22 protein-coding genes are annotated in these 22,880 nt (G+C 67.6%); 10 read left to right on the forward strand and 12 right to left on the reverse strand.

Annotation, left to right across the window (positions count from 1 at the left end):
• Positions 1 to 9 precede the first annotated feature (9 nt).
• On the forward strand, positions 10 to 1,320 hold the full coding sequence (locus tag IEV67_RS09270; RefSeq protein WP_188436275.1) for a UDP-glucose dehydrogenase family protein: 1,311 nt from the start codon (positions 10 to 12) through the stop codon (positions 1,318 to 1,320).
• On the forward strand, positions 1,290 to 1,913 hold the full coding sequence (locus IEV67_RS09275) for an acyltransferase (RefSeq protein ID WP_188436276.1): 624 nt from the start codon (positions 1,290 to 1,292) through the stop codon (positions 1,911 to 1,913). The genes IEV67_RS09270 and IEV67_RS09275 overlap by 31 nt, the downstream gene beginning before the upstream one ends.
• 152 nt (positions 1,914 to 2,065) lie before the next feature.
• On the opposite strand, the gene glmM is transcribed toward IEV67_RS09275, so the two are convergent.
• The 3 genes from glmM to rplM are packed head-to-tail and all read right to left on the reverse strand — an operon-like array spanning position 2,066 to position 4,412.
• Positions 2,066 to 3,424, reverse strand: a complete 1,359-nt coding sequence (glmM, locus tag IEV67_RS09280; RefSeq protein WP_188436277.1) for a phosphoglucosamine mutase — start codon at positions 3,422 to 3,424, stop codon at positions 2,066 to 2,068.
• Between the two features lie 14 nt (positions 3,425 to 3,438).
• Positions 3,439 to 3,936 (reverse strand): 30S ribosomal protein S9, encoded by a 498-nt coding sequence (gene rpsI, locus IEV67_RS09285; protein WP_188436278.1) that lies wholly within the window; start codon positions 3,934 to 3,936, stop codon positions 3,439 to 3,441.
• A 29-nt stretch (positions 3,937 to 3,965) separates the two neighbouring features.
• Positions 3,966 to 4,412, reverse strand: a complete 447-nt coding sequence (rplM, locus tag IEV67_RS09290) for a 50S ribosomal protein L13 (protein ID WP_188436279.1) — start codon at positions 4,410 to 4,412, stop codon at positions 3,966 to 3,968.
• 469 nt (positions 4,413 to 4,881) lie between these two features.
• On the opposite strand from rplM, the gene IEV67_RS09295 reads away from it, so the two are divergent.
• Positions 4,882 to 5,880, forward strand: a complete 999-nt coding sequence (locus IEV67_RS09295; RefSeq protein ID WP_188436280.1) for a putative endonuclease domain-containing protein — start codon at positions 4,882 to 4,884, stop codon at positions 5,878 to 5,880.
• Between the two features lie 99 nt (positions 5,881 to 5,979).
• Here IEV67_RS09295 and IEV67_RS09300 read toward each other — a convergent pair whose 3' ends face one another.
• Positions 5,980 to 7,857, reverse strand: coding sequence for an acyltransferase family protein (locus IEV67_RS09300; protein WP_188436281.1), 1,878 nt, complete (start codon positions 7,855 to 7,857; stop codon positions 5,980 to 5,982).
• Positions 7,858 to 7,910: 53 nt separating this feature from the next.
• Here IEV67_RS09300 and truA point away from each other — a divergent pair, with 53 nt between their 5' ends.
• A complete protein-coding gene (truA, locus tag IEV67_RS09305; protein ID WP_188436282.1) occupies positions 7,911 to 8,762 on the forward strand; it encodes a tRNA pseudouridine(38-40) synthase TruA in 852 nt (283 codons plus the stop codon).
• A 43-nt stretch (positions 8,763 to 8,805) separates the two neighbouring features.
• Positions 8,806 to 9,474: an endonuclease/exonuclease/phosphatase family protein gene (locus tag IEV67_RS09310; protein WP_188436283.1), complete on the forward strand. Its 669-nt coding sequence runs from the start codon at positions 8,806 to 8,808 to the stop codon at positions 9,472 to 9,474.
• A gap of 187 nt (positions 9,475 to 9,661) precedes the next feature.
• On the opposite strand, the gene IEV67_RS09315 is transcribed toward IEV67_RS09310, so the two are convergent.
• The 3 genes from IEV67_RS09315 to IEV67_RS09325 are packed head-to-tail and all read right to left on the reverse strand — an operon-like array spanning position 9,662 to position 12,324.
• Positions 9,662 to 10,339 carry a methionine ABC transporter permease gene (locus IEV67_RS09315; protein WP_188436284.1) on the reverse strand — a complete coding sequence of 226 codons (678 nt, stop codon included), beginning with the start codon at positions 10,337 to 10,339 and terminating at the stop codon, positions 9,662 to 9,664.
• On the reverse strand, positions 10,336 to 11,400 hold the full coding sequence (locus IEV67_RS09320; protein WP_188436285.1) for a methionine ABC transporter ATP-binding protein: 1,065 nt from the start codon (positions 11,398 to 11,400) through the stop codon (positions 10,336 to 10,338). Before IEV67_RS09320 ends, IEV67_RS09315 begins: the two co-directional genes overlap by 4 nt.
• Positions 11,401 to 11,403: 3 nt before the next feature.
• Positions 11,404 to 12,324: a MetQ/NlpA family ABC transporter substrate-binding protein gene (locus IEV67_RS09325; RefSeq protein WP_229702948.1), complete on the reverse strand. Its 921-nt coding sequence runs from the start codon at positions 12,322 to 12,324 to the stop codon at positions 11,404 to 11,406.
• Positions 12,325 to 12,411: 87 nt separating this feature from the next.
• Between IEV67_RS09325 and IEV67_RS09330 the strand changes: the two genes are divergently transcribed.
• Together IEV67_RS09330 and IEV67_RS09335 are read left to right on the forward strand one after the other, a co-directional pair.
• On the forward strand, positions 12,412 to 13,725 hold the full coding sequence (locus tag IEV67_RS09330; RefSeq protein WP_229702950.1) for a M20/M25/M40 family metallo-hydrolase: 1,314 nt from the start codon (positions 12,412 to 12,414) through the stop codon (positions 13,723 to 13,725).
• A 237-nt stretch (positions 13,726 to 13,962) separates the two neighbouring features.
• Positions 13,963 to 16,059, forward strand: coding sequence for a bifunctional lysylphosphatidylglycerol flippase/synthetase MprF (locus IEV67_RS09335; protein ID WP_188436286.1), 2,097 nt, complete (start codon positions 13,963 to 13,965; stop codon positions 16,057 to 16,059).
• Positions 16,060 to 16,067: 8 nt separating this feature from the next.
• Here the strand turns inward: IEV67_RS09335 and IEV67_RS09340 are convergent, their stop codons facing one another.
• Positions 16,068 to 16,436, reverse strand: a complete 369-nt coding sequence (locus IEV67_RS09340) for a winged helix-turn-helix transcriptional regulator (RefSeq protein WP_188436287.1) — start codon at positions 16,434 to 16,436, stop codon at positions 16,068 to 16,070.
• 93 nt (positions 16,437 to 16,529) lie between these two features.
• Between IEV67_RS09340 and IEV67_RS09345 the strand changes: the two genes are divergently transcribed.
• Positions 16,530 to 17,384 (forward strand): SDR family oxidoreductase, encoded by an 855-nt coding sequence (locus IEV67_RS09345; protein ID WP_188436288.1) that lies wholly within the window; start codon positions 16,530 to 16,532, stop codon positions 17,382 to 17,384.
• Positions 17,385 to 17,484: 100 nt separating this feature from the next.
• Here the strand turns inward: IEV67_RS09345 and rraA are convergent, their stop codons facing one another.
• Complete coding sequence (gene rraA / locus IEV67_RS09350) at positions 17,485 to 17,952, reverse strand: ribonuclease E activity regulator RraA (RefSeq protein ID WP_188436289.1); 468 nt, start codon at positions 17,950 to 17,952, stop codon at positions 17,485 to 17,487.
• A gap of 113 nt (positions 17,953 to 18,065) precedes the next feature.
• Between rraA and IEV67_RS09355 the strand changes: the two genes are divergently transcribed.
• Positions 18,066 to 18,275, forward strand: coding sequence for a heavy-metal-associated domain-containing protein (locus tag IEV67_RS09355; protein WP_188436290.1), 210 nt, complete (start codon positions 18,066 to 18,068; stop codon positions 18,273 to 18,275).
• A 46-nt stretch (positions 18,276 to 18,321) separates the two neighbouring features.
• Entirely contained in the window at positions 18,322 to 20,556 is a 2,235-nt protein-coding gene (locus IEV67_RS09360) for a heavy metal translocating P-type ATPase (RefSeq protein ID WP_188436291.1), read from the forward strand.
• Positions 20,557 to 20,662: 106 nt separating this feature from the next.
• Here IEV67_RS09360 and IEV67_RS09365 read toward each other — a convergent pair whose 3' ends face one another.
• The 3 genes from IEV67_RS09365 to IEV67_RS09375 form a co-directional block, all read right to left on the reverse strand.
• On the reverse strand, positions 20,663 to 21,364 hold the full coding sequence (locus IEV67_RS09365; protein ID WP_188436292.1) for a ThuA domain-containing protein: 702 nt from the start codon (positions 21,362 to 21,364) through the stop codon (positions 20,663 to 20,665).
• Between the two features lie 34 nt (positions 21,365 to 21,398).
• Complete coding sequence (locus IEV67_RS09370; RefSeq protein ID WP_188436293.1) at positions 21,399 to 22,496, reverse strand: Gfo/Idh/MocA family protein; 1,098 nt, start codon at positions 22,494 to 22,496, stop codon at positions 21,399 to 21,401.
• Between the two features lie 201 nt (positions 22,497 to 22,697).
• Positions 22,698 to 22,865 (reverse strand): hypothetical protein, encoded by a 168-nt coding sequence (locus tag IEV67_RS09375; RefSeq protein ID WP_188436294.1) that lies wholly within the window; start codon positions 22,863 to 22,865, stop codon positions 22,698 to 22,700.
• Positions 22,866 to 22,880 lie beyond the last annotated feature (15 nt).

The raw sequence follows: 22,880 nt of genomic DNA on the forward strand, positions 1-22,880 counted from the left end.
AACTAACCGATGAGAATCTCTGTTATCGGCTGTGGGTATCTGGGTGCCGTCCACGCCGCCGCGATGGCATCGATCGGCCACGAGGTGGTCGGAATCGACGTCGATCCGCGAAAGATCGAAGCGCTGGGGCGGGGTGAGGCGCCGATCTACGAACCCGGATTGCCCGAGCTTCTGCGCAGCGGAGTGGAATCCGGCGCGCTGCGCTTCTCGACCGACATCGCCGAATCCGCCGGCAGCGCCGTGCACTTCGTCACCGTCGGCACCCCGCAGCTGCCTGGCTCGGATGCCGCAGACATGCGGTTCGTGCGCGCGGCGTTCACAGAGCTTGCGCCGCACCTGCGCGAAGGCGACGTCGTCGCCGGCAAATCGACCGTTCCCGTCGGCACCGCCACGGAGCTCGAGGAGATCGTGCAGACGGCGGGCGCGACGCTCGCATGGAACCCGGAGTTCCTCCGAGAGGGATGGGCTGTGCAGGACACCCTCGACCCTGACCGCATCGTGGTCGGCGTGCGGAGCGGTCCTGAAGGCGAGCGGGCAGCGGGAGTGCTGCGCGAGGCGTACTGGAAGGCTCTCGAGAAGGACACGCCCTTCATCATCACCGACTTCGCCACGGCGGAACTCGTGAAGGTCTCCGCGAACGCCTTCCTCGCGACGAAGATCTCTTTCATCAACGCCATGGCCGAGATCGCCGAGGCGACCGGCGCCGACGTCACACAACTGGCCGATGCACTCGGCCACGATGTGCGCATCGGCCGACGGTTCCTCGGCGCCGGCATCGGGTTCGGTGGTGGCTGCCTGCCGAAGGACATCCGCGCGTTCGCCGCACGCGCCGAGGAACTCGGACTGCGGGACTCGGTCGGGTTCCTCCGCGAGGTCGACGCGATCAATCTCCGCAGGAGAGAGCGCGCGGTGCAACTCGTGCTCGAAGAGACACGCGGAGCGATTGTCGGCACGCGAGTGGCGGTGCTCGGAGCCGCCTTCAAACCGCACAGCGACGACGTCCGCGACTCGCCGGCACTCGATGTCGCTGTCCGACTGCACGGACTCGGTGCACGTGTCGTCGTCACAGACCCTCAGGCGGTCCCCAACGCGCGTGCGCTGCATCCGCAGCTCACCTACGCGACGTCGCGGGATGAGGCCCTCCGTGACGCCGACGTGATAGTGATCGTCACCGAATGGGATGAGTACCGCAGGCAGATGTCTCCCGACGATGTCGCCGCACTCACCGATGGCCGCATCATCGTCGACGGGCGCAATTGTCTCGACGCGGAGCTGTGGCGCGCCGCCGGATGGCGGTATCGCGGAATGGGAAGACCGTGAGCGCGGACGTCTTCGTCGCCGCCACCGCTGACGTCGATGCGGGCGCCGTCATCGGCGATGACACCCGCGTCTGGCATCTCGCGCAGGTGCGGGAGGGCGCGCGGATCGGCACGGGATGCAACATCGGTCGTGGCGCATACATCGGGCCGGATGTCGTCCTCGGCGACAACTGCAAGATCCAGAACTACGCGCTCGTCTACGAGCCCGCACGCCTCGCCGATGGGGTGTTCATCGGGCCGGCGGCCGTGCTCACCAATGATGAGTTCCCGCGAGCGGTGAATCCGGACGGAACGGCGAAGTCGGCAGATGACTGGCATGCGGTCGGGGTGACCATCGAAGAAGGGGCATCCATCGGCGGCCGCGCCGTGTGCATCGCGCCAGTGACGATCGGCGCATGGGCGCTCGTGGCTGCCGGGGCCGTCGTCACGAAGGACGTGCCAGCGCACGCCCTCGTCGTCGGCGTTCCGGCGCGCCGCGTCGGCTGGGTCGGCCGCGCCGGAAGACCGCTCGTTCGCGACGGCGAAGCGTGGGTGTGCCCCGAGACGGGCGAACGCTACCGCGAGGAGGACGGGGCGCTGCGCACGGTGGCCTGATGCCGCACTGAGACGCGCCCATCGCAACGGGAGGTGGCCCGAACGGCCGCATCGACCGCGCTGAAGCGACACGACGCGACACCCGCGGGAGTGAGGCGCGACACCCGCGGCGCGACGCGGGCGGCGACCGAAGCCGCCCCCATCGCCGGGCGTCAGAGCGCGAGGCGCTCCTTCACCACATCCGCAAGGCGCTGTGCGTAGGACTGTGCGGATTCAGCATCCGCCGCCTCGACCATCACGCGAACGAGCTGCTCCGTGCCGGACTTGCGCAGCAGCACGCGTCCGGTGTCACCGAGTTCCGCCTCGACAGCGGCGACAGCATCCTGCACGCCCTCGTCGTCGGCGCAGCGATCCTTGTCGACGTCGCGCACGTTGATGAGCACCTGCGGGAAGACCGTCATGACCGACGCGAGCTCCGCGAGCGTCTTCTTCTGGCGCGCCATCTCGGCGACCAGGTGCAGGCCCGACAGCACGCCGTCGCCGGTCGTCGCGAACTCACTCATGATCACGTGGCCGGACTGCTCGCCTCCCAGGGCGTAGCCGCCGGCGTTCATGTCTTCGAGCACGTAGCGGTCGCCGACAGCGGTCTGGCGCACGGTGATGCCGTTGTCCTTCATCGCCTTGTGCAGTCCGAGGTTGCTCATGACCGTCGCGACGAGCGTGTTGTCGGTGAGGTGTCCGCGGTCCTTCATCGCCACCGCGAGGATGGCCATGATCTGGTCGCCATCGACGATGTTGCCGTCGGCGTCCACTGCGAGGCAGCGGTCCGCATCGCCGTCGTGGGCGATACCGACGTCGGCGCCGAGACGCACGACGGCCTCAGCGAGCTTGTCGAGATGCGTCGAGCCCACGCCGTCGTTGATGTTGGTGCCGTCGGGCTCTGCCCCCATGACGGTCACGTTCGCGCCGGCGTCGTTGAACGTCTCGGGCGAGACACCGGATGCTGCGCCATGCGCGCAGTCGAGAACGACGTGGATGCCGTCGAGCCGGTGCGGCAGCGAACCCAGCAGGTGCAGTGCGTAGCGGTCCTCCGCATCGGAGAACCGCTCGATGCGTCCGACGGACCCGCCGGTGGGCAGAAGCTTCTCCCCCGCCATCGCGGCTTCGATGCGCTGCTCGACCTCATCGGGGAGCTTCACACCGCCGCGGGCGAAGATCTTGATCCCGTTGTCTGGTGCCGGGTTGTGCGACGCGGACACCATGACGCCGAAGTCGGCATCGTGGTCGGCGACGAGGAACGCCAGGGCCGGAGTGGGGATAACGCCGGCGTCGAGGACGTCGACACCGGATGCTGCGAGGCCGGCAGACACTGCGGCCACGAGGAATTCACCGGAGATGCGCGGGTCGCGGGCGACGACTGCTGACAGTCGCTTGCCCTCGGCCTTGCGCGCCTCAGCGGTGCGGCCCTGGCCCAGGACGACAGCTGTCGCCTGGGCCAGGGTGAGCGCGAGGTCGGCGGTGAGGATGCCGTTGGCAAGTCCTCGCACGCCGTCCGTGCCGAAAAGCGGCATCGGGGCTCTCGTGCTTAACGCTTCGAGTACTGAGGCGCCTTGCGGGCCTTCTTGAGACCAGCCTTCTTGCGCTCGATGACGCGAGCGTCACGACGGAGGAAGCCGGCCTTCTTGAGGATCGCGCGGTTGTTCTCCTCATCGATGCCGTTCAGCGAACGGGCGATGCCGAGACGCAGTGCGCCGGCCTGACCGGAGTCGCCGCCACCGGAGATGCGCGCGATGACGTCGTACGCACCCGTGAGGTTCAGCACCGTGAACGGGTCGGTGATCAGCTGCTGGTGCAGCTTGTTCGGGAAGTAGTCCTCGAGCGTACGGCCGTTGACCGTGATGACACCCGAGCCGGGAACCAGACGCACGCGGGCGATGGCCTGCTTGCGACGGCCGACGGCTGCGCCGGGAACGTTGAGAACGGGGCGGGGAGCCGCAGCCTCGGTCTCGACGGTCTCCGGGCTGGAGGTCGAGTAGCTCTGAGGGGTTTCGGCGGTTTCGGTGGTGTCCTGAGTATCAGCCACGAGATTGTCCTTAGTAGTCTTAGCGGCGCTCACTGGGCGACCTGGTCGAGGGTGTACGTCGTGGGCTGCTGAGCGGCGTGCGGGTGCTCGGCACCGACGTACACCTTGAGCTTGGTCAGCTGCTGACGACCGAGGCTGTTCTTGGGGAGCATGCCGCGGACGGCCTTCTCGACAGCGCGGATCGGGTTCTTCGCCAGGAGCTCCTCGTAGGAGACCTTGGTGAGACCGCCCGGGTAGCCCGAGTGGCGGTAGGCCATCTTCTTCTGGAGCTTCTGACCCGTCATCGCGACCTTGTCGGCGTTGATGATGATGACGAAGTCACCCGAGTCGAGGTGGTTGGCGAAGGTGGCCTTGTGCTTGCCGCGCAGGAGCGCTGCGGCGTGCGAGGCGAGGCGACCGAGAACGACGTCGTTGGCGTCGATGACGACCCAGTCACGCTGGATCTGCCCGGCCTTCGGGGTGTATGTGCGCGTCACAATAGTGCTGCTTTCTTGTTCGAACGGAGGAGTTCGTGAATCCCACTCCGGGGTGGTTCTTCGCTATTGCTCGGAACACGCCAGTGGAGGGCTCACGTTCGCGGCACTCTGCAGTCGAGTACCAAAGGGATAGCCTACGGCAATTTCCCCGGAAGTGGGAATCGGGGCGGGGTGGCGGGAGGGGCTGCAGCGGCAGGTGTCGCTTCGTGCCGCACGGCCCCCGGCGAAGCGACACATACGACCACCTCCCCGTCGGATGCCGTTCCCACACCCCGCGCAGGTGTCGCTTCGTGCCGCACGGCACCCTGCGAAGCGACACATGCGACCACCTCCCCCGCCGGCGAGACTCGGCTGGACGAGTCTCGTCGAACGCTGCTCTCGTCCTGCACATCCGCTGCGGCATCCGCCTTGTCCACGAGACGTGGGTTTCAGCATCCGCGGTGTCGTCGCTCTGGGGCAACCTGTGCGCATGCCTCCCACGCCGAACCCGCTTCCCGACTCGCTCGGCGGTCAGTTCTCGGTCCGCGACGCGGAGCGCCAGGGCGCGACCCGGCGTCGCATGCGGGCGAAAGACCTGACCATCCCGTTCCGGGGCACGCGCCGCACGGCGGAGTTCATCACGCAGCGTTCCATCGAGGCATCCCGCGACGATGCGGCGTACGCACACTTCCGGCGGGCACGGAAGGAACACGCGGACGACGCTCGCGTGTACAGCGAGATCATGCCACCAGGCAGCTTCTACTGCGCGGCCACTGCGGCGATCGTCGGGTATGCCCTTCCCTTGAAGACTCCCACTGCATTGGCTGTCGCGGTCTTCGCACCGCAGCGTGCTCCGCGCGCGAAAGGTGTCAAAGGTCGCAAGGTCGCTCCCCACCTCGTCACCATCACCGAAATCGACGGGCTTCGTATGACGACGCCGACGAGCACCTGGGCGATGCTCGCACGCGACTTGACGTTGCGCGAACTCGTTGAGATCGGAGATGCCATCGTGCAGGTGCCTCGTGATGACTTCGGCCGACAGCATCCGGAGCTCTCCCACGGCACGATCGCGGATCTCGCCGCTGAGGTGTCCTGCGGACCGCGACCGCCGTCGACGGGCAAACTGCGCGAAGCGCTGGAACTGATCTGCGTCGGCAGCTCCTCCGTGCTTGAGACCGACTTCCGATTGGACGCCGCCTCGGCAGGGCTTCCCGAACCGGTGCTCGACATGGAGATTCGCGACGACCGACGACGATTGCTGGGAATATCGGAACTCGTCTACCCGCAGTATCGGATCGTCGTCGAGATCGAGGGCGACCACCACCGAACTTCGCGTAAGCAATGGAACCGCGACCTCGACAAGTACAACGACTATGCCGAGGCCGGGTGGGAAGTCGTTCGACTGACGTCGCTGCACGTCAACGGAAGCCGCCGAGATGGGGTCGGTCGAGTGGCCGCCGCACTCCGCCGCCGAGGCTGGAACGGTTGAAACATGGCATGGTCGCAGCAGGTGGTCGCTTGTGCCGCGTCGCGCGTGCCAGAGCGGCATGTAGCGCCACCTGCCGCGCCGGCTCGGACGGGTGCGGGCCTACTCGGGGAACGGCACCCGCGGGGCGCGGCCGGTTGGCGCGCGCTCGAAGTCCTTCTCGGCCCGGACGCGGTCCTTCTCCACGCGCTCCAGCGCGGTCTCCACAGAATCGGCGAACACGTCTCCCCCGGCCTCGCCCGGGTGGATGTCGTCGCCTGCGAGCAGCTCGGTGTGGGGCGCGATGGCGCCCGACCAGTCCGCGACCCACACCGAGCGGTGACTGTCGGCGAAGGCGTCGAGATCGGCATTGACACCGGGGATCCAGTCGCGCGGTGCGTGCGCGTTGACGAGGATCAGGTTGCGGTCCTTCCCCGCCGCCTGCGACATCTGCTCGAGCACGCCCCAATCCACCGGACCGTTGGTGCCGAGCGCCACGACCACGTTCTCGCGCAGTTCGCCCTTCGAAGCCAGGTCGTTGAGGATGTCGGGCCCAGCCCAGATCGAGCGCGAGACCGCGGCATCGACCGTGATCCCGGGGAACTGCTCATACAGCGACGGCGCGGATGCGAGCATCACCGAGTCTCCGACGGCCGTGATCTCGGTGCCAGCAGGGATGTCGATCTGCTCCGGATCGTCATCGGATGCCTCGGGCGCCGCCTTCGCAGCATCCTTCATGGCCTGCTCCCCCGCTGCGACCGCCGCCTCGGCCGACGTCGCCTCTGGGGCGGTCACGATCGCCGCCGCCGTTCCGCCCACGGCGACGGCTCCGACCACCAGCGCAGTCACACCGGCCAGGCGCGCCGTCGGACGACCCGCGACACGCGACCACAGTGCGCGTCCCGCGCGCCGGAACCCGTACCGACGCAGCGGCTGCTCCACGAACCTGTACGACAGCGCCGCAGCCCCGACCGAGACGACGAGCGCCACCGCACCGATCGCCGCGGGAACCCCGGCCTCCGGCCCTGTCCCCTGCGTGCCGACCAGAGCCAGCACGAGCACCGGCCAATGCCACAGGTAGATGCCGTACGACCGCTCACCGATCCAGCGCAGCGGCGCGACATCGAGACCGCGTCCGAGCCACGAGCCGGGCCAGGTTCCGGCGAAGATCGTGAGCGCCGTCCCGAGAGACGCGAGCACGAGCACACCGGTGATGGAAGCATCCTCCGGCGACAGTGCGGCGACCAGTACAGCACCCAGTCCGACGAGTCCGGCGAGCAGCGATCCGACCTGCGCACCGCGCCGCAGCATCCATGCCCTTTCCGGCATGTTCACGGTGGCGAGCGCGAGAGCGATCCCGAGCAGCAGCCCGAACGCGTGCGAATCGGTGCCGAAGTACGCCCGCGTGACGTCGCCTTCGGCGACCAGCATCGCCATCCACCACACCGACCCACCCGCAGCGACGAACATGAGCGCCGCGCGCGTCCACCGCCCCGGAACAAGCAGCACGAGAGGAAGCAACAGTGGCCACAGCACGTAGAACTGCTCTTCGACGGCCAGCGACCAGACGTTGCGGAACAGCTCGGGCGCCGTCGCCGTGAAGTAGTCGCTGCCTCCGGCGACTGCGAGCCAGTTGTAACTGAAGGTGGCAGCACCGAGCACCTGCCTTCCGATGCCGACGAGCACGTCGCCACCCAGCATCCACGCCGCCGTCGCACACACCGTGATCACCACGGCCAACGCCGGCAGCAGCCGGCGCGCGCGCCGCCGCCAGAAATCGATCAGCCGACGCGGCGATCCGAGCCGTCCGAGGCGCGATGGACGCAGCAGGAGCGACGTGATCAGGAAACCGCTGATCACGAAGAAGACATCGACGCCGACGAACCCCGACCGCACCGGCGATGACGGAAAGAGGTGATACGCCAGCACGAGGATGACCGCCACCGCACGCAGACCGTCCAGTCCCGCGAAACGTCGAGGAGCAGAGTGAAGGAGCGTCATGATGAGGAGGCGTTTCGGCTCGCGGCCGAAGGTTCCAGTCTAAGCTGGCCATCGTGCGAATACGGCTTGACATCGCCTATGACGGCACCCAGTTCCGCGGGTGGGCGAAGCAACCCCGGTTGCGCACGGTGCAGGGCACGCTCGAGGCGGCACTCGCACGCATCATCGGCTCCGAGGTGCAGTTCGTCGTCGCGGGGCGAACGGATGCCGGCGTGCATGCCGCCGACCAGGTCGCACACGTCGACCTCGATGACGAGCAATGGTCGCGCATCCTCACCCGGCACGGACGCAGTTCGCACGACCCCGCCGGCTCGATCGCCGGACGCATCCGCGGAGTGCTCGGCGCCTACTCGGACGTCACCGTGCGTCGCTCGTCGATCGCGCCAGAGGGGTTCGACGCCCGCTTCTCCGCCGTCTGGCGTCGGTACCGCTACCGGCTCGCCGATGAGGTCGCCGGCTACGATCCGGCCAGGCGCCTCGACACCACCAGCATCCGCGGTGAGCTCGACGTTCGGGCGATGGATACTGCCGCACAGACCCTGATCGGCCTGCATGACTTCGCCGCCTACTGCAAACCCCGCGAGGGGGCGACGACGATCCGCACGCTCCTCGATTACCGGTGGCATCGCGACGCCGACGGGGTGCTGATCGCCGAGGTGAAGGCCGACGCGTTCTGCCACAGCATGGTGCGCGCGCTGGTCGGAGCGTGCGTGGCCGTCGGAGAGCAGCGCCTCGACGTCAGCGACCTCGTCGTGCTGCGCGATGCGCTCGAGCGCACGAGCGAGTTCAAGGTGCTCGCGGCACGCGGTCTCACGCTGACCGAGGTCGGCTACCCCGCCGACGACCTGCTCGCCGTGCGGGCCGAGCAGACTCGGGCACGGCGAGACAGCGAGAACTCAGGCTGATTCGACACCTCGATCACAGGCGAACGCAGTAGCGTTGGCAGAGATGAAGGTGATCTCTTATAACCTGCGCAAGCATCGTGCTGCCACCGAGCTCAAGGAGCTCGTCACAGAGCACGACCCCGATGTCCTGTGCCTGCAGGAGTGCGACGTCGAAGCGCTTCCCGACGAGATCGCGGGACTCGCGCTGGCGGATGCCACGCAGGGCAATCGCCTCGGACTGGCGCTCTATTACCGGATGAACACCTTCCGCCTGCTGGAGATGCGCACGTTCGGGCTGAAGAAGTCGCTGCACGATCGAGTGCTGAAGCCCGCCCATGAACGCGTCCTGGGCGCTCGGTTGCAGGACATCGACATCGGTCGTGAGCTGATCGTGGCATCCTTCCACGCCGCGCCGCTCACCGCGCTGAACTCTCTGCGACGCAACCAGATCCGCGCGGCGCTCACCGAGCTCGAGTCGATGGGACGCGGAGTTCCTGTGCTCATGGTCGGCGACTACAACTACCCCGTGTTCAAGGAGAACCTCGGCCAGACCGTCCGCGACCACGGCTACACCCTGACGCTCAGCGATGACCGCACGTACACCCGCTACCGCGTGTTCAAGGGGCACTACGACTTCGCGACGTCGAACGGGTTCACGATCGACAGCATCCAGACCCTGCCGCAGCGTTCGAGCGATCATCGCCCGATCCTGATCACGGCCGCCGTCGACTGACGCCGGGGTGGCACGCCGCCGCATACCGTGCGCCTCGCGCGAGGTGTCACTAAGTGCCGCATCCAACGCCACCAAGCGGCACAAAGCGCCACCTCCGGCAAGGCTCCCCGCGCGAGGTGTCACTAAGTGCCGCATCCAACGCCACGAAGCGACACAAGGCGCCACCTCGCACCCCAGGACGACCCGCCTACCGCCGCAGCACCCGCTGCGCGAGCCAGTTGCCGAAGATCTGACCCACCTGCACGATCACGATGATGATCGCGACCGTGACCCAGGTCGCCTGCTGATCGAACTGGTTGTAGCCGTAGATGATCGCGAAGTTTCCGAGTCCGCCGCCGCCGATGTAGCCGGCCATGGCCGACATGTCGACCACCGCGATGAACATGAACGTGTAGCCGAGGATCAGCGGCGCCAGCGCCTCGGGGATCACCACGCCGAACAGGATCGACAGCCGCTTCGCACCGATCGCGAGCGCAGCCTCGACGACTCCAGGGTCGACCGCGACGAGGTTCTGCTCGACCACGCGCCCGATCACGACCGCGGCCATGATCGTCATCGGCACGATCGCCGCCTCGGTGCCGAGCGTGGTGCCTGCGACGAGCTTGGTCACGGGCCCGACCGCGGTGAGGAAGATGATGAACGGAATCGGTCGGATGACGTTGATCACCAGGTTCATCACGTTGAAGACGATCCGGTTGCCGAACAGGTTCCCCGGCCGTGTGGCATAGAGCACCGCACCGATCAGCAGTCCGGCGATGCCGCCGATCACGAGCGTGACGGCGACCATGTAGATGGTCTCCTGGATCGACTGCAGCAGCACCGGCGTCAGCGAATCCCAGTTGGCGAGCGGATGGATGCCGGTCATGAGACGCCCTCCGATCCGGATGCCTGAACCGTGGCGCTCGAACCGCGCAGCACCGACACCTTCGTGCGCACCGCCAATTCCCCGACCGCTTCGGCGACAGCATCCGCCCCCGCCTGCAGACGGTACGTGAGGGTGCCGAGCTGGCGACCGCGGATGTCGGTGACCCCGCCGAAGACGACCGCGCGACGCACGCCGTGCTTCTCGAACACCTCGTCGATGTCCTCGCTGGTGAACTCGTTGACGTCGACGCTCACGAGCGTCCCGCCGCCGACGAGCAGAGAATCCAGTGTGTCGCCCGCCGGCACGCCCTGCGTGACGGCGGCGACGAAGCGCTCGGTGAGCGCCGCACGCGGATGCGCGAACACGCGGTACGTGTCGCCGCTGTCGACCACGCGGCCGCCGTCCATCACGACGACCTGATCGCACAGCTCGTGCACGACCGAGATCTGGTGGGTGATGACGACGATCGTGATGCCGAGGCGGCGGTTGATCTCCTTCAGCAACGCGAGCACCTCGCCGGTGGTCTGCGGGTCGAGCGCGCTGGTGGCCTCATCCGCGAGCAGCAGCTCCGGGTTCGCGGCGATCGCGCGGGCGATGCCGACGCGCTGCTTCTGTCCGCCCGAGAGTGCGCGCGGATACCGGCCGGCCTTGTCGCCGATCCCGACGAAATCGAGCAGTTCCGCGACGCGAGGCGCGATGTCCGCACGCTTCCAGCCGGCAACCTTCAACGGGTACGCGACGTTGCCGCGGACCGTGCGCGAATTGAAGAGGTTGAACTGCTGGAAGATCATGCCGATGCGTGCGCGCAGGCCCCGCAGCTCGGTCTCCGACGCTTTTCCGACGTCGACGCCGAGTACGTTCACGCTGCCGCCAGTGGGCTTCTCCAGCCCGTTGATCAGCCGGACGAGCGTGGACTTTCCCGCCCCGGAGTAGCCGATGACACCGACGATCGAGCCGCGCTCGACCTCGAGGTCGACCTCTTCCAGAGCATCGACGACGGGCCCCCGCCGCGTTCCGGGGAACGCTTTGGAGACCCGATCGAACGAGATGATTCCGGTCACTGCTTACTTCGCGGCCTTGAGCTTGTCTTCGAGGCCGGTGAGCTCCTTCTGCAGGTCAGCGGCGGTCCAGTCGGCCTTGAACTGCAGGTTGCCCTGGTTCAGCTCGGTGACGGCCTCTTCGACCTCGGGCGAGTGGTACGCCTCGATGAGCTTCTCCCAGCGCGGGTCGTCCTTGTTCTCGTCCTTCACGACGAAGGCGTTGATGTACGGCGCGAGCTCGGGGTTGTCGAGGTCTTCCTTGAAGATGATCAGGTCGTCGCCGAGCCCGCCCTTCTGGGCCTGGGTGTTGTTGACGATCGCTGCCTGCGCGCTGCCGTCCTTGAGCGCGGTGACCGTCTGGTTCGTGTCGACCGGAAGGAGCTCGACCTTGCTGGAGGTGATGTCGGCCTCGGTCGAGAAGGCGTTGCCGCCGTCCTCGAGCTCGAGCAGCCCGGCACGCTGCAGGTTCAGCAGGGCGCGGGCGAGGTTCGTCGGGTTGTTCGGCAGCGCGACGGTCGCACCATCCGGGAGGTCGGCGACGTCGGTGTACTCCTCGGAGTACAGCGCCAGGGGGTACACGGCGGTCGCGCCGACCGGAACGAGCGTGCCGCCGCTGTTGACGTTGAAGTCGGAGAGGAAGATGAGGTGCTGGAACAGGTTCACGTCGAGTTCGCCGTCCTGCACACCCTGGTTCAGCTGCACACCATCGGTGATGGTGCGCACCTCGAGCTCGATGCCCTCATCGGCCAGCTTGTCCTTGAGGATCGTCCAGTGCGCTTCGGTGCCGTCGTCCGCCCCGAGCACGATCTTCGTCTCGTCGGCGGCGGCGTCACCACCGGCGGTGTCTGTGCCACCCGCGCACGCTGCCATCGACAGGGTCAGCGCGCCGGCTGCCAGCACGCCGAGGGCGGAAAGGATCTTGTTCTTCGCACGGGAGTTGTTCACGAGAATGAGTGAATCACGCACCTGGCGCATCACCGATTCGGACGGTAACGGCGCGTAACGCACGCGGGCGCCCCATACGCTGGGCGAGTGACCCTCAGCCTGCTGGAAGAAGAAGCCCTCGGCTTCGTCCGCGACCTCATCCGCATCGACAGCGTCAACACGGGCGACCTCAAAACGATCGGCGACGGCGAGACGCGGGCGGCACGGTTCGTGCAGTCGCTGCTGGAGGAGGTGGGCATCGAGACGTCATTCGTCGAGCCCGTTGCGGGGCGCGGGAGCGTGATCGCCCGCCTTCGCGGGACGGATCCGGATGCCGGCGCGCTGATCGTGCACGCGCACCTCGATGTGGTGCCGGTGGATGCTGCGGACTGGACTCACCCGCCCTTCGGCGCCGAAATCGCAGACGGCCTGCTCTACGGCCGCGGCGCCGTCGACATGAAGAACTACGCGGGGGTGATCCTGGCAGTGGCGCGGCACTTCGCGCGTTCCGGCATCCGTCCTCGGCGCGATCTGATCTTCGCCTTCCTCGCCGACGAGGAGAGCGGCGGGGTGTGGGGTGCGTCGTGGCTGGTCGACAACCGGCCGGAGCTGTTCGCCGGCGCGACCGAGGCGATCAGCGAGGTCGGCGGATTCTCGGTGCCGCTCGTCGAAGGACGTCGCGCGTATCTGCTCGCGACGGCCGAGAAGGGCGTCGGCGGGCTGAGGCTCACTGCGCGCGGCGAGGCGGGGCATGCGTCCAGGCCGCTGCCGAGTGACCCTGTGCCGCAGCTCGCCGGGGCGGTCGCTCGGATCGGCGCGCACCGGTTCCCGGTCGTGCGCACTCCGGCGCTGGCACGATTTCTCGAGGTGTTCGGGGCGGCACGAGGCGTCACGTTCACAGACGAGAACCTGGATGCTGAGCTGGAGGATCTCGGATTCGTCGGGCGAGTGATCGCCGCCGCGGCGCGGAACACCGCGGCGCCGACCGTGCTGCGCGCGGGAGACAAGAGCAACATCATCCCCGGGAGCGCAGAGGCGATCGTCGACTATCGGGCGCTGCCCGACGGTGAGGACGACCTGCTCGCCGAGGTCGCTCGCCTGGCCGGAGAGACCGTCGAGGTCGAGAGCCTGCGGTCGATGCATCCGATCGCCTCTCCCATCGACGGCCCGTTCATCGACGCCATCTCCGCGGCGTTGACGGCCGAAGACCCGGACGGCGTCGTGGTGCCTTACCTGCTTCCGGCATCCACCGACAACAAGCACTTCGCACGTCTCGGCGTGCACGGATACGGGTTCGTGCCGCTGCGCGTGCCAGACGACTTCGACGTCTACGGACAGTTCCACTCGGCGGACGAGTGCGTGCCGGTGGAGAGCCTGTACTTCAGCGCTCGCGTGACCGCGGGGATCTTCACGACGGCGTAGCTCGCCCCCGCCGGCCCGTGCGCGCCCGGCCGGTCCCGCCCGCGAGGTGTCGCAATGTGCCGCATCCCACGCCGCCACACGACACAAAGAACCACCTCCCGAATCGGCCCGCCACCGAGCCGACCCGCAGGTGTCGCGATGTGCCGCTTCTCGAGGCCTCACACGGCAACAGGCGCCACCTCTCGGAAACGCAGCACACCATTGCCCCGCACCTTGGCACGTCGATACGTTGAGGGCATGAGCAGCGCCGAGGCAACGGAATCGACTCACTCGAGAACCCCCGCGATCCTCGGCTTCGCCCGCCGGATTCCGGCGACGCTCATCTTCATCGCGGTGATCATCATCGCCGGCATCGCGGGGCAAGGGCTCTGGCGGCCTCTCGCCGGTACTCCCCTGTTCGACGTCGTCGCGTACGGGCTGCCCGCGCTCGAGCAGGGCCGGTGGTGGACGCCGATCAGCGGCACGTTCTTCGTCATTCAGCCGTGGGTGTACATCCCGACAATCCTCGGCTTCTGGGGCATGGCGTACCTCGAGTACCGTCGGGGCTGGCGGGTCGCGCTGCTGTATTACTGGTTCGGGCAGCTGTTCGCGGTCTTGGCATCCGCACTGCTGCTCATCGGCGGGCGCGCCCTGCCGTGGCCGTGGGCGCAGCAGCTGGCGCAGACGCTCGACGTCGGCGCCTCGGGCGGCACCATGGCGTGCATCGCCGCGGCGATCGGACTCTTCGCCGCACCGTGGCGGCAGCGGGCGTGGTTCGTGGTGCTCGGCTTCGCGGCGATCAGTCTGCTGTACCTCGGCACCCTCGCCGACGTGGAGCATGCGCTCGCCATCCTGCTCGTGCTGTCGGTCGACCGGTCCCTCCGCGTGCAGCGCACGACCGTGCACGAGCAGCGGATGCTCGCGGTGAGCATCGTCGTCGCCCTCGGGGTGATCCAGCTGATCGTGATGCTCATTCCGACGAACGGCCCCTTCGGAGCGACCGACCTCTGGCTCGAGACCGCGCTGCCGGACGTGCTGTTCGACACCGCCGTCATCCTCGTGATCGCGATGGGGTTGTGGCGCGGGCGCCGCTGGGCCTGGATCATCGCGATCGTCCTCGCGGCGATCAACATCGTCATCGGAGCGCTCGCCGTCCTCGTGCGCGTCGCGATCGTGCTGTCGATCGAGGAGGATGCCGCGGGCTCCGTGCAGGGAGACCTCGACGTCACGGCATCCGCCGGGATCCTGTGGCTCGCGTACCTGATCTTCCTCATCGTCACCCGTGCGGCCTTCCGCGTATGGCGGCGCGCCCGCAGCCTCGGCGGGACTCCGGTGAGCGTCGACGAGGTGAAGCAGATGATCAAGAAGGACGGCGGCGGGACGCTGTCGTGGATGACCACGTGGGACAACATGGAGTACCTGCGCACGTCGTCGGGCGGGATCGTGCCGTTCCAATTGCGCTCGGGCGCGGCGATCGCACTCGCCGATCCGCTCGGACCAGCGGAGGGGCACGCCGATTCGGTGCTGGAGTTCATCCAGGCCGCCGAGGAGCACGCCGTCACACCGTGCTTCTTCAGCGCATCCGCACGCACGCGCGATCAGCTTCCTGAAGGATGGCAGGCGCTCACCGTCGCGGATGACACGATCATCGACCTCGCAGGACTCACCTTCCAGGGCAAGGCGTGGGCGCGGGTGCGCCAGTCGTTCAGCCGCGCCGAACGCGAGGGGATGACGTTCCGCCTGACCACCCTCGCCGACGTCAGCTGGGGCACCCGCCAGCAGCTGAAGGCGATCTCGGAATCGTGGGTCGGTGACAAGGGCCTGCCCGAGATGCGCTTCACCCTCGGAACACTGCACGAGGCTGAAGACCCCGAGGTGCGCCTGGCCCTCGCGATCTCTCCGGAGGGCGACGTCGACGGACTGCTCAGCTGGCTTCCGGTCTACGGCGCCGGCGGACGGATCGTGGGATGGACGCTCGACCTGATGCGACGTCGAGACGGAGGCTTCGGTGCGGTGATGGAGTTCCTGATCGGCTCGTCCGCGAAGGCGTTCTCCGAGGAGGGCGCCGAGATCCTGTCGCTGTCGGGCGCACCGCTCGCGCACGAATCTGACGTGGACGAGGGCGGGATCGCGTCGCTGCTGTCGAGGATGGGCGGGATGCTGGAGCCGGTCTACGGATTCCGCTCGCTGCACCAGTTCAAGAAGAAGTTCAACCCCCGCTACGAGCCGATCTACTTGCTCTACCGCGACGAGGGCGACCTCGCCCGCATCGGCGGCGGTCTGACCAGGGCGTTCCTGCCGGATGCGACGCTGCGTCAGTTCACGGCCGCGGGGGTCGACCTGATCCGCAGCTGATCCCGGGCTCAGTCCTCGCGCCCCAGCATCCCGTCGGCGTTGTCGGCGACCCATGCGACCAGCGGCAGCATCCGCTCCATGAGGTCTCTGCCGAGCGGCGTCAGGCTGTACTCGACGTGCGGAGGAACCGCCGGGAACGACTCCCGATGCACGAGCCCGTCGCTCGCGAGGGTGCGCAGGGTCGAGGCGAGCATCTTCTCGCTGATGCCATCGACCTCGCGGCGGAGCTCTCCCCAGCGATGCGTGCCGTCGGACAGGCTCGACAGCACGAGCACTCCCCACTTGCTCATCACGTGATCGAGGACGACGCGCGTGCTGCAGCCGTCTTCGAAGACGTTGGGGATGGTCTCCTTTATCTGCGCAAAACTAACCGTCATGTGGGTACCTTACTTCAAAGTGGGTACCTCCGGATCGGAATGTCTATGCCCCTGACCGGTTGTCATCGAGGACCGCTCCTCGAAAGGATCCTCATGACCATTCTCATCACCGGCGCGACCGGACAACTCGGCCACCTCGTCATCGACAGCCTGCTCGCCCGCGGCGCCGACCCAGAGGCGATCGTCGCCGGCGCCCGCGACCTCTCGAAGGCCGCCGACCTCGCCGATCGCGGCATCCGTGTCGTGGCGTTGGACTACGACGACGCAGCATCCGTCAGCGCCGCGCTCGACGGCGTCGATTCGGTGCTGCTCATCTCGGGCTCTGAGGTCGGAAGGCGCACGCCGCAGCACAAGGCGGTCATCGACGCGGCCAAGGCCGCCGGAGTCCGCAAGCTCGTCTACACGAGCGCGCCCAAGGCCACCACGAGCGACCTCGTCCTGGCTCCCGAGCACAAGGCGACGGAGGAGCTGATCGCGGCATCGGGCATCCCCGCCGTCATTCTGCGGAACAACTGGTACACGGAGAACTATGTCGGCAGCATGTCACAGGCTGCCGAGTCGGGCGTGCTCGCCGCGAGCGTCGGAGACGGCAAGGTCGCGTCTGCGAGTCGGCAGGACTTCGCGGATGCTGCAGCCGTGGTGCTGCTCGAAGACGGCCACATCGGCGAGGTGTACGAGCTTGCCGGCGACATCGCCTGGGACTTCTCCGAGCTCGCCGCCGCGATCGCCGAGATCGTAGGACGCCCGGTCGAGTACACGGCGCTGTCAACCGAGGAGCACGCGGCACAGCTGGCGGGAGCCGGCCTTGACGAGGGCACGATCGGATTCGTGACGGCGCTGGATACCGGCATCCGGAGCGGAACACTCGCGGAGACCGACGGCACTCTCGCGCGTCTCATCGGGCGCCCGACCACGCCGCTCGCCGAGGGGCTGCGCGCGGCGGCCTGAACCGCGGCCAGCCATACTCACCCGTTCAGGTCGCACTTTCTGTCGTTATACGCACGCTATTCCGGCAGATATTGCGACCTGAATGCTTGGCCGGCGCGGCTCAGCGCTCGACGAGGATGCCGTCCTCGTCGCTGTAGAGGTGCGCGCCCACCCGGAAGATCACTCCCCCGAACGACACGTCGACGTCGACCTCGCCTGCGCCGAGCTTCGCGCTCTTGCGCGGGTTGGTGCCGAGCGCCTTCACTCCGAGATCCAGGCCGTTGATCGCGACGCTGTCGCGGATCGCGCCGTGGATGACGACGCCGGCCCAGCCGTTCTCCACCGCGGATGCTGCGATCAGGTCGCCCATCAGCGCGGTGTTCAGCGATCCGAGGCCATTGACCACGAGCACCGCCCCGTCGCCGGGCGTCGCGAGCATCGTCTTCACGAGTGCGTTGTCCTCACGGCAGCGGATCGTCCGGATCGGACCATCGAATGCGGCTCTGCCGCCGAAGCTGAGCAGCTGCAGCGGGAGCGACTGGATTTCTTCTCCGAACTCGTCGTACAGGTCGGCAGTGGCTTTGGTCATGGCGCCATTGTGACATGACGACAATTCCCGAACATCGGATGGAATACCCCCCTGGGGTACTCTGTTATGGTTGTGGAACGCCGGCGACGGCATCCGATCGAAGGGAAGCGAACATGAGCACCACCGAGTACACCGTGACCGGGATGACCTGCGGCCACTGCGAGATGTCCGTGCGCGAAGAGGTCGGCCAGATCGCGGGAGTCGAAGACATCCAGGTGAGCGCGCAGTCCGGAACGCTCATCGTCACCGCCACCGACGCTGTCAGCGACGCCGACGTGCTCGGCGCCGTCGACGAAGCGGGCTACTCAGCCGTCCGCGCCTGAGCACTGAGCACTGAGCACTGAGCATCCGGCACGAGAGGAATCTGCGATGAATGCGTCCGCGTCGAGCGTCGAGTTGGAGATCGGGGGCATGACCTGCGCCTCCTGTGCGATGCGCATCGAGAAGAAGCTCAACAAGCTCGAAGGCGTCGCCGCGACCGTCAACTACGCCACCGAGAAGGCGAAGGTGACCGTGCCCGCCGGATACGAGGCCGCACAGCTCATCGCCGAGGTCGAGAAGGCCGGATACACCGCGGCGCTGCCGTCGCCACGAGAAGTGAAGGCGACGCCGGATGAAGATCCGGAACTCTCCTCGCTGCGCCAGCGCCTGATCATCTCGATCATCCTCACAGTGCCTGTGATCGCGATGGCGATGATCCCTGCGCTGCAGTTCACCTACTGGCAGTGGGCCTCGCTGGCGCTCGCCGCGCCGGTGATCGTGTGGGGTGCGTGGCCGTTCCACAAGGCCGCGTGGACGAATCTGCGCCACGGCGCCGCGACCATGGACACGCTCATCTCGATGGGCACACTGGCCGCATTCCTCTGGTCGCTGTACGCACTGTTCCTCGGCACGGCGGGCATGCCAGGCATGACGCATCCGTTCGAGTTCACGCTGTCGCGCTCGGACGGCGCCGCCAACATCTACCTCGAGGTCGGCGCCGGCGTGACGATGTTCATCCTCGCCGGACGCTACTTCGAGAAGCGCGCGAAACGTCAGGCCGGTGCGGCCATGCGTGCGCTGCTCGAACTCGGGGCGAAGGACGTCTCGGTGCTGCGCGACGGCGTCGAGACCCTCATCCCGGTGGACGAGCTGCGCGTCGGCGACGAATTCATCGTGCGGCCCGGCGAGAAGATCGCCACCGACGGCGTCGTGATCTCCGGCACGTCAGCGGTCGACGCATCCATGCTCACCGGCGAATCGGTGCCGGTCGAGGTCGGGCCGACGGATGCCGTCACAGGAGCCACCGTCAACGCCGGAGGGCGCCTGGTGGTGCGCGCCTCCCGCGTCGGCGCCGACACCCAGCTCGCGCAGATGGCGCGGCTCGTGGAGGACGCGCAGACCGGCAAGGCCGAGGTGCAGCGTCTCGCCGACCGCATCTCCGGCGTCTTCGTGCCGATCGTCATCGGCATCGCCGTGATCACACTGGCCGGCTGGCTGATCGCCGGCTTCCCGGCGGCTGCCGCGTTCACCGCAGCGGTTGCCGTGCTGGTCATCGCGTGCCCGTGCGCGCTCGGCCTCGCGACCCCGACCGCGTTGCTGGTCGGCACGGGTCGCGGGGCGCAGATGGGCATCCTCATCAAGGGTCCGGAGGTGCTCGAGTCGACGCGCAAGGTCGACACGGTCGTGCTCGACAAGACCGGCACCGTCACCACGGGACGGATGGCCCTCGTCGGCGTGACGGCAGAGTCCGGGACGGATGCTGGTGAGCTGCTGCACCTGGCCGGAGCACTGGAGGATGCATCCGAGCATCCGATCGCCCAGGCCATCGCGAAGGCCGCGACTGCCCGAATCGGCGCCGCGCAAGACGGCGCGCTCCCTCCTGTCGAGGACTTCACGAACATCGAGGGCAAGGGCGTGCAGGGCGTCGTCGACGGTCACAGCGTGATCGTCGGACGCGAATCGCTCCTCGCCGACTGGGGCCTCGCGCTCTCACCGGCCGTCGCCGAGGCGAAGGCCAGGGCCGAGCACGACGGGCAGACCGTGGTTGCTGTCGCCTGGGACGGCGCAGCCCGCGGCATCCTGATCGTCGCCGACACGGTCAAGCCGACGAGCGCCGAGGCGGTCGCACAGCTGAAGAAGCTGGGCCTGCACCCCATCCTGCTCACCGGTGACAACGAGGCGGTCGCCCGTCGGATCGCGGCCGAGGTCGGCATCGACGAGGTCATCGCCGAGGTGCTGCCGAAGGACAAGGTCGACGTGGTCACGCGTCTTCAGCACGAGGGCAAGGTCGTCGCGATGGTCGGCGACGGTGTCAACGATGCGCCAGCGCTCGTGCAGGCCGATCTGGGGCTCGCGATGGGCACCGGCACGGACGTGGCGATCGAAGCATCCGACATCGCGCTCGTCCGCGGCGACCTGCGCAGCGCCGCCGACGCGATCCGCCTGTCGCGCAAGACGCTCGGCACGATCAAGTCGAACCTGTTCTGGGCGTTCGCCTACAACGTCGCCGCGATCCCGATCGCCGCACTGGGGATGCTGAATCCGATGCTCGCGGGCGCGGCCATGGCGCTGTCGAGCGTGTTCGTCGTCGGCAACAGCCTGCGGCTGCGGGCATTCCGGTAGCGCAGGCCCGCACCGCCCATCCGCGACGATCCACCCATCCGCGACGAGGGAAGAAGACTTTCCGGGGTTCCGCGGCATCCGAACCCCGGAACTTCTTCTTCGCTGGTCAACGCAGGCGTGCCGCCCAGAGCATTCCGCGCTCGACGATCGTGCGGACGTTGGGGTCCTCGAGCACGTCGACGCTGTGACCAGGCGTCGCCACGAAGATGCGTCCTGCGCCCCACTGCCGCGTCCACACCGCGGGTGACGTGACCGGACGATGCCACGGGTGATACGGCTGGACGGGGTGGGTCGTGGTCGCGAGCACATCGATGAGGTCGTCGTGCAGTACCCAGTACTGCTCGGTCGTCAGCGGGAAGTCTGGGATGCCCTCGGTGATCTCGTGCGTGCGCCCGAGCTCGGTCATGTCGACCGTGTACGACAGGTAGTTGTCGGTCTCGTCGCCGGGGCGCTCTGCCGGTGGCCGTCCCGGGTGGGTGGCGAATTGCCCGCCGATGAGGTGCAGATAGTCGGAGTTCGCGCGGTACGAGTCGGCGATGCCGCCGTGCCAGCCGGCCAGGCCCGTCCCCGCTTCGACGGCGGAACGCAGCCCGGCGAACGCCTCTTTCGAGATCTCCGACATCGTCACGGACTGCACGATGAGATCGGTCGCGGCCATGACCGCGGCATCCGCGTAGATCTCGTTGGACTCCTCGACACGCACCTCGAATCCCGACTTCTCCAGGAACGGGATGAACAGCTCCGTCGTCTCGACGGGGTGGTGTCCCTCCCATCCGCCACGGACGACAAGTGCACGTCGATCGGTCATGAGGTCATTCCTTTCATTGCCCAGGCCACAGGATCTACCACTGATCGGGCCGGGAACCCGCCGGAACGGATTCCGGCCGCTCTGTCGTACTCACGAGCTCGACCACCCGGCGCTCGCGCCCGGCGATGATCACGGCCTCCATGATCTCGAGCACGTGGAAGGCGAGGTCGCCCGAGGCTCGATGCGGGCGCCCGGTCTCGATCCCACGGGCCATGTCGGAAAGGCCCACCCCGCGTCCGGCGTCGGCGTAGCCTCCGGACTGCGGGACGACCCTCCACTCGGGATGATCCGTCGTCCAGACCTCGGTCGGGTCGTCGAATCTGTTCGGGTCTGCCACCGAGATCGTTCCCGCGGTTCCGTAGATCTCGATCATCGGGGCGCGCGACTGCCAGATGTCGAAGCTCATCGTGACGGTCGAGCTCACGCCGCTCTCGTGGAAGAGGATCGCGGAGATATGGGTATCGATCGACACGTCGAGCGGAGTCCCCTGCAGCGGGCCACTGCCGATCGAGCGGCTGCGATCCGATGTGCTCACCGAGCCGGCGACGGAGACCACAGGCCCGAACATCGTGATGAGCGTCGTCAGGTAGTACGGCCCCATGTCGAAGAGCGGGCCCCCGCCGGGCTGGTAGTAGAACTGGGGCGACGGATGCCATGACTCGTGCCCTGGCGATGACCAGTGCGCCGCGGCGCCCACGGGCGCGCCGATCGCTCCATGATCCAGCAGGTTCCGTGCGGTCTGCACTCCGGTTCCGAGCACCGTGTCGGGTGCCGATCCGACTCGGAGACCGGCGGCATCCGCCGCTCGCAGCAGTTCCGCCGACTCCGCGACGTTCAGACCGAGCGGCTTCTCGGCGAACACATGCTTTCCCGCAGCGATCGCGCGGAGTCCGATCTCCACGTGCGCGGCGGGGATCGTGAGGTTCAGCACCGCGTCGATCCGCGCGTCCGCGAGGAGGGCATCGACGCTCAGCGCCTCGACATGCTGTTCGCGCGCGACTTCGTCCGCGCGCTCGGCGTTGACATCCGCGACCGCGACGAGCTCCAGGTTCGACAGCTTCGGAATCTGAGCGAAATACTGCTCTGCGATCTTGCCGACGCCGATGACGCCGATCCTCATCGGAGTTGTCATGCGTGTTCCTTCAGTTCGGCGCACGACCGCCGTCCTTCATCTCGCGGCGGCTGTGCCCGCGACGACGAGCGACGTCGTGAGGTTCATATGGACGCCATGCAGGTCGCCGATGAACCGATTTGTTGTCGGCTCCGACAATGCATGACGAGACCAACTTACCGAACTTCGAACCGTGGGGTCCGATTCATCCGGACTGTCCGATCACGGCAGATCAGCCAGATCCACGTCCTCGTCGTCTTCGTCAGCGTCATCCTCCGAGTCATCGGACGTCCCGGTGCTCGGTCCGAGGTCGGGATCGACGTCCTGACCGGGCAGCACGCCGTCCTCGTCGGGCATGGCGCCTTCTTCATCGGGCAGCGAATCGGACATGGTGTCCTCCGTTCT

The sequence above is a fragment of the Microbacterium murale genome (assembly GCF_014635185.1).
In the GTDB taxonomy this organism is placed as follows: Bacteria; Actinomycetota; Actinomycetes; order Actinomycetales; family Microbacteriaceae; genus Microbacterium; species Microbacterium murale.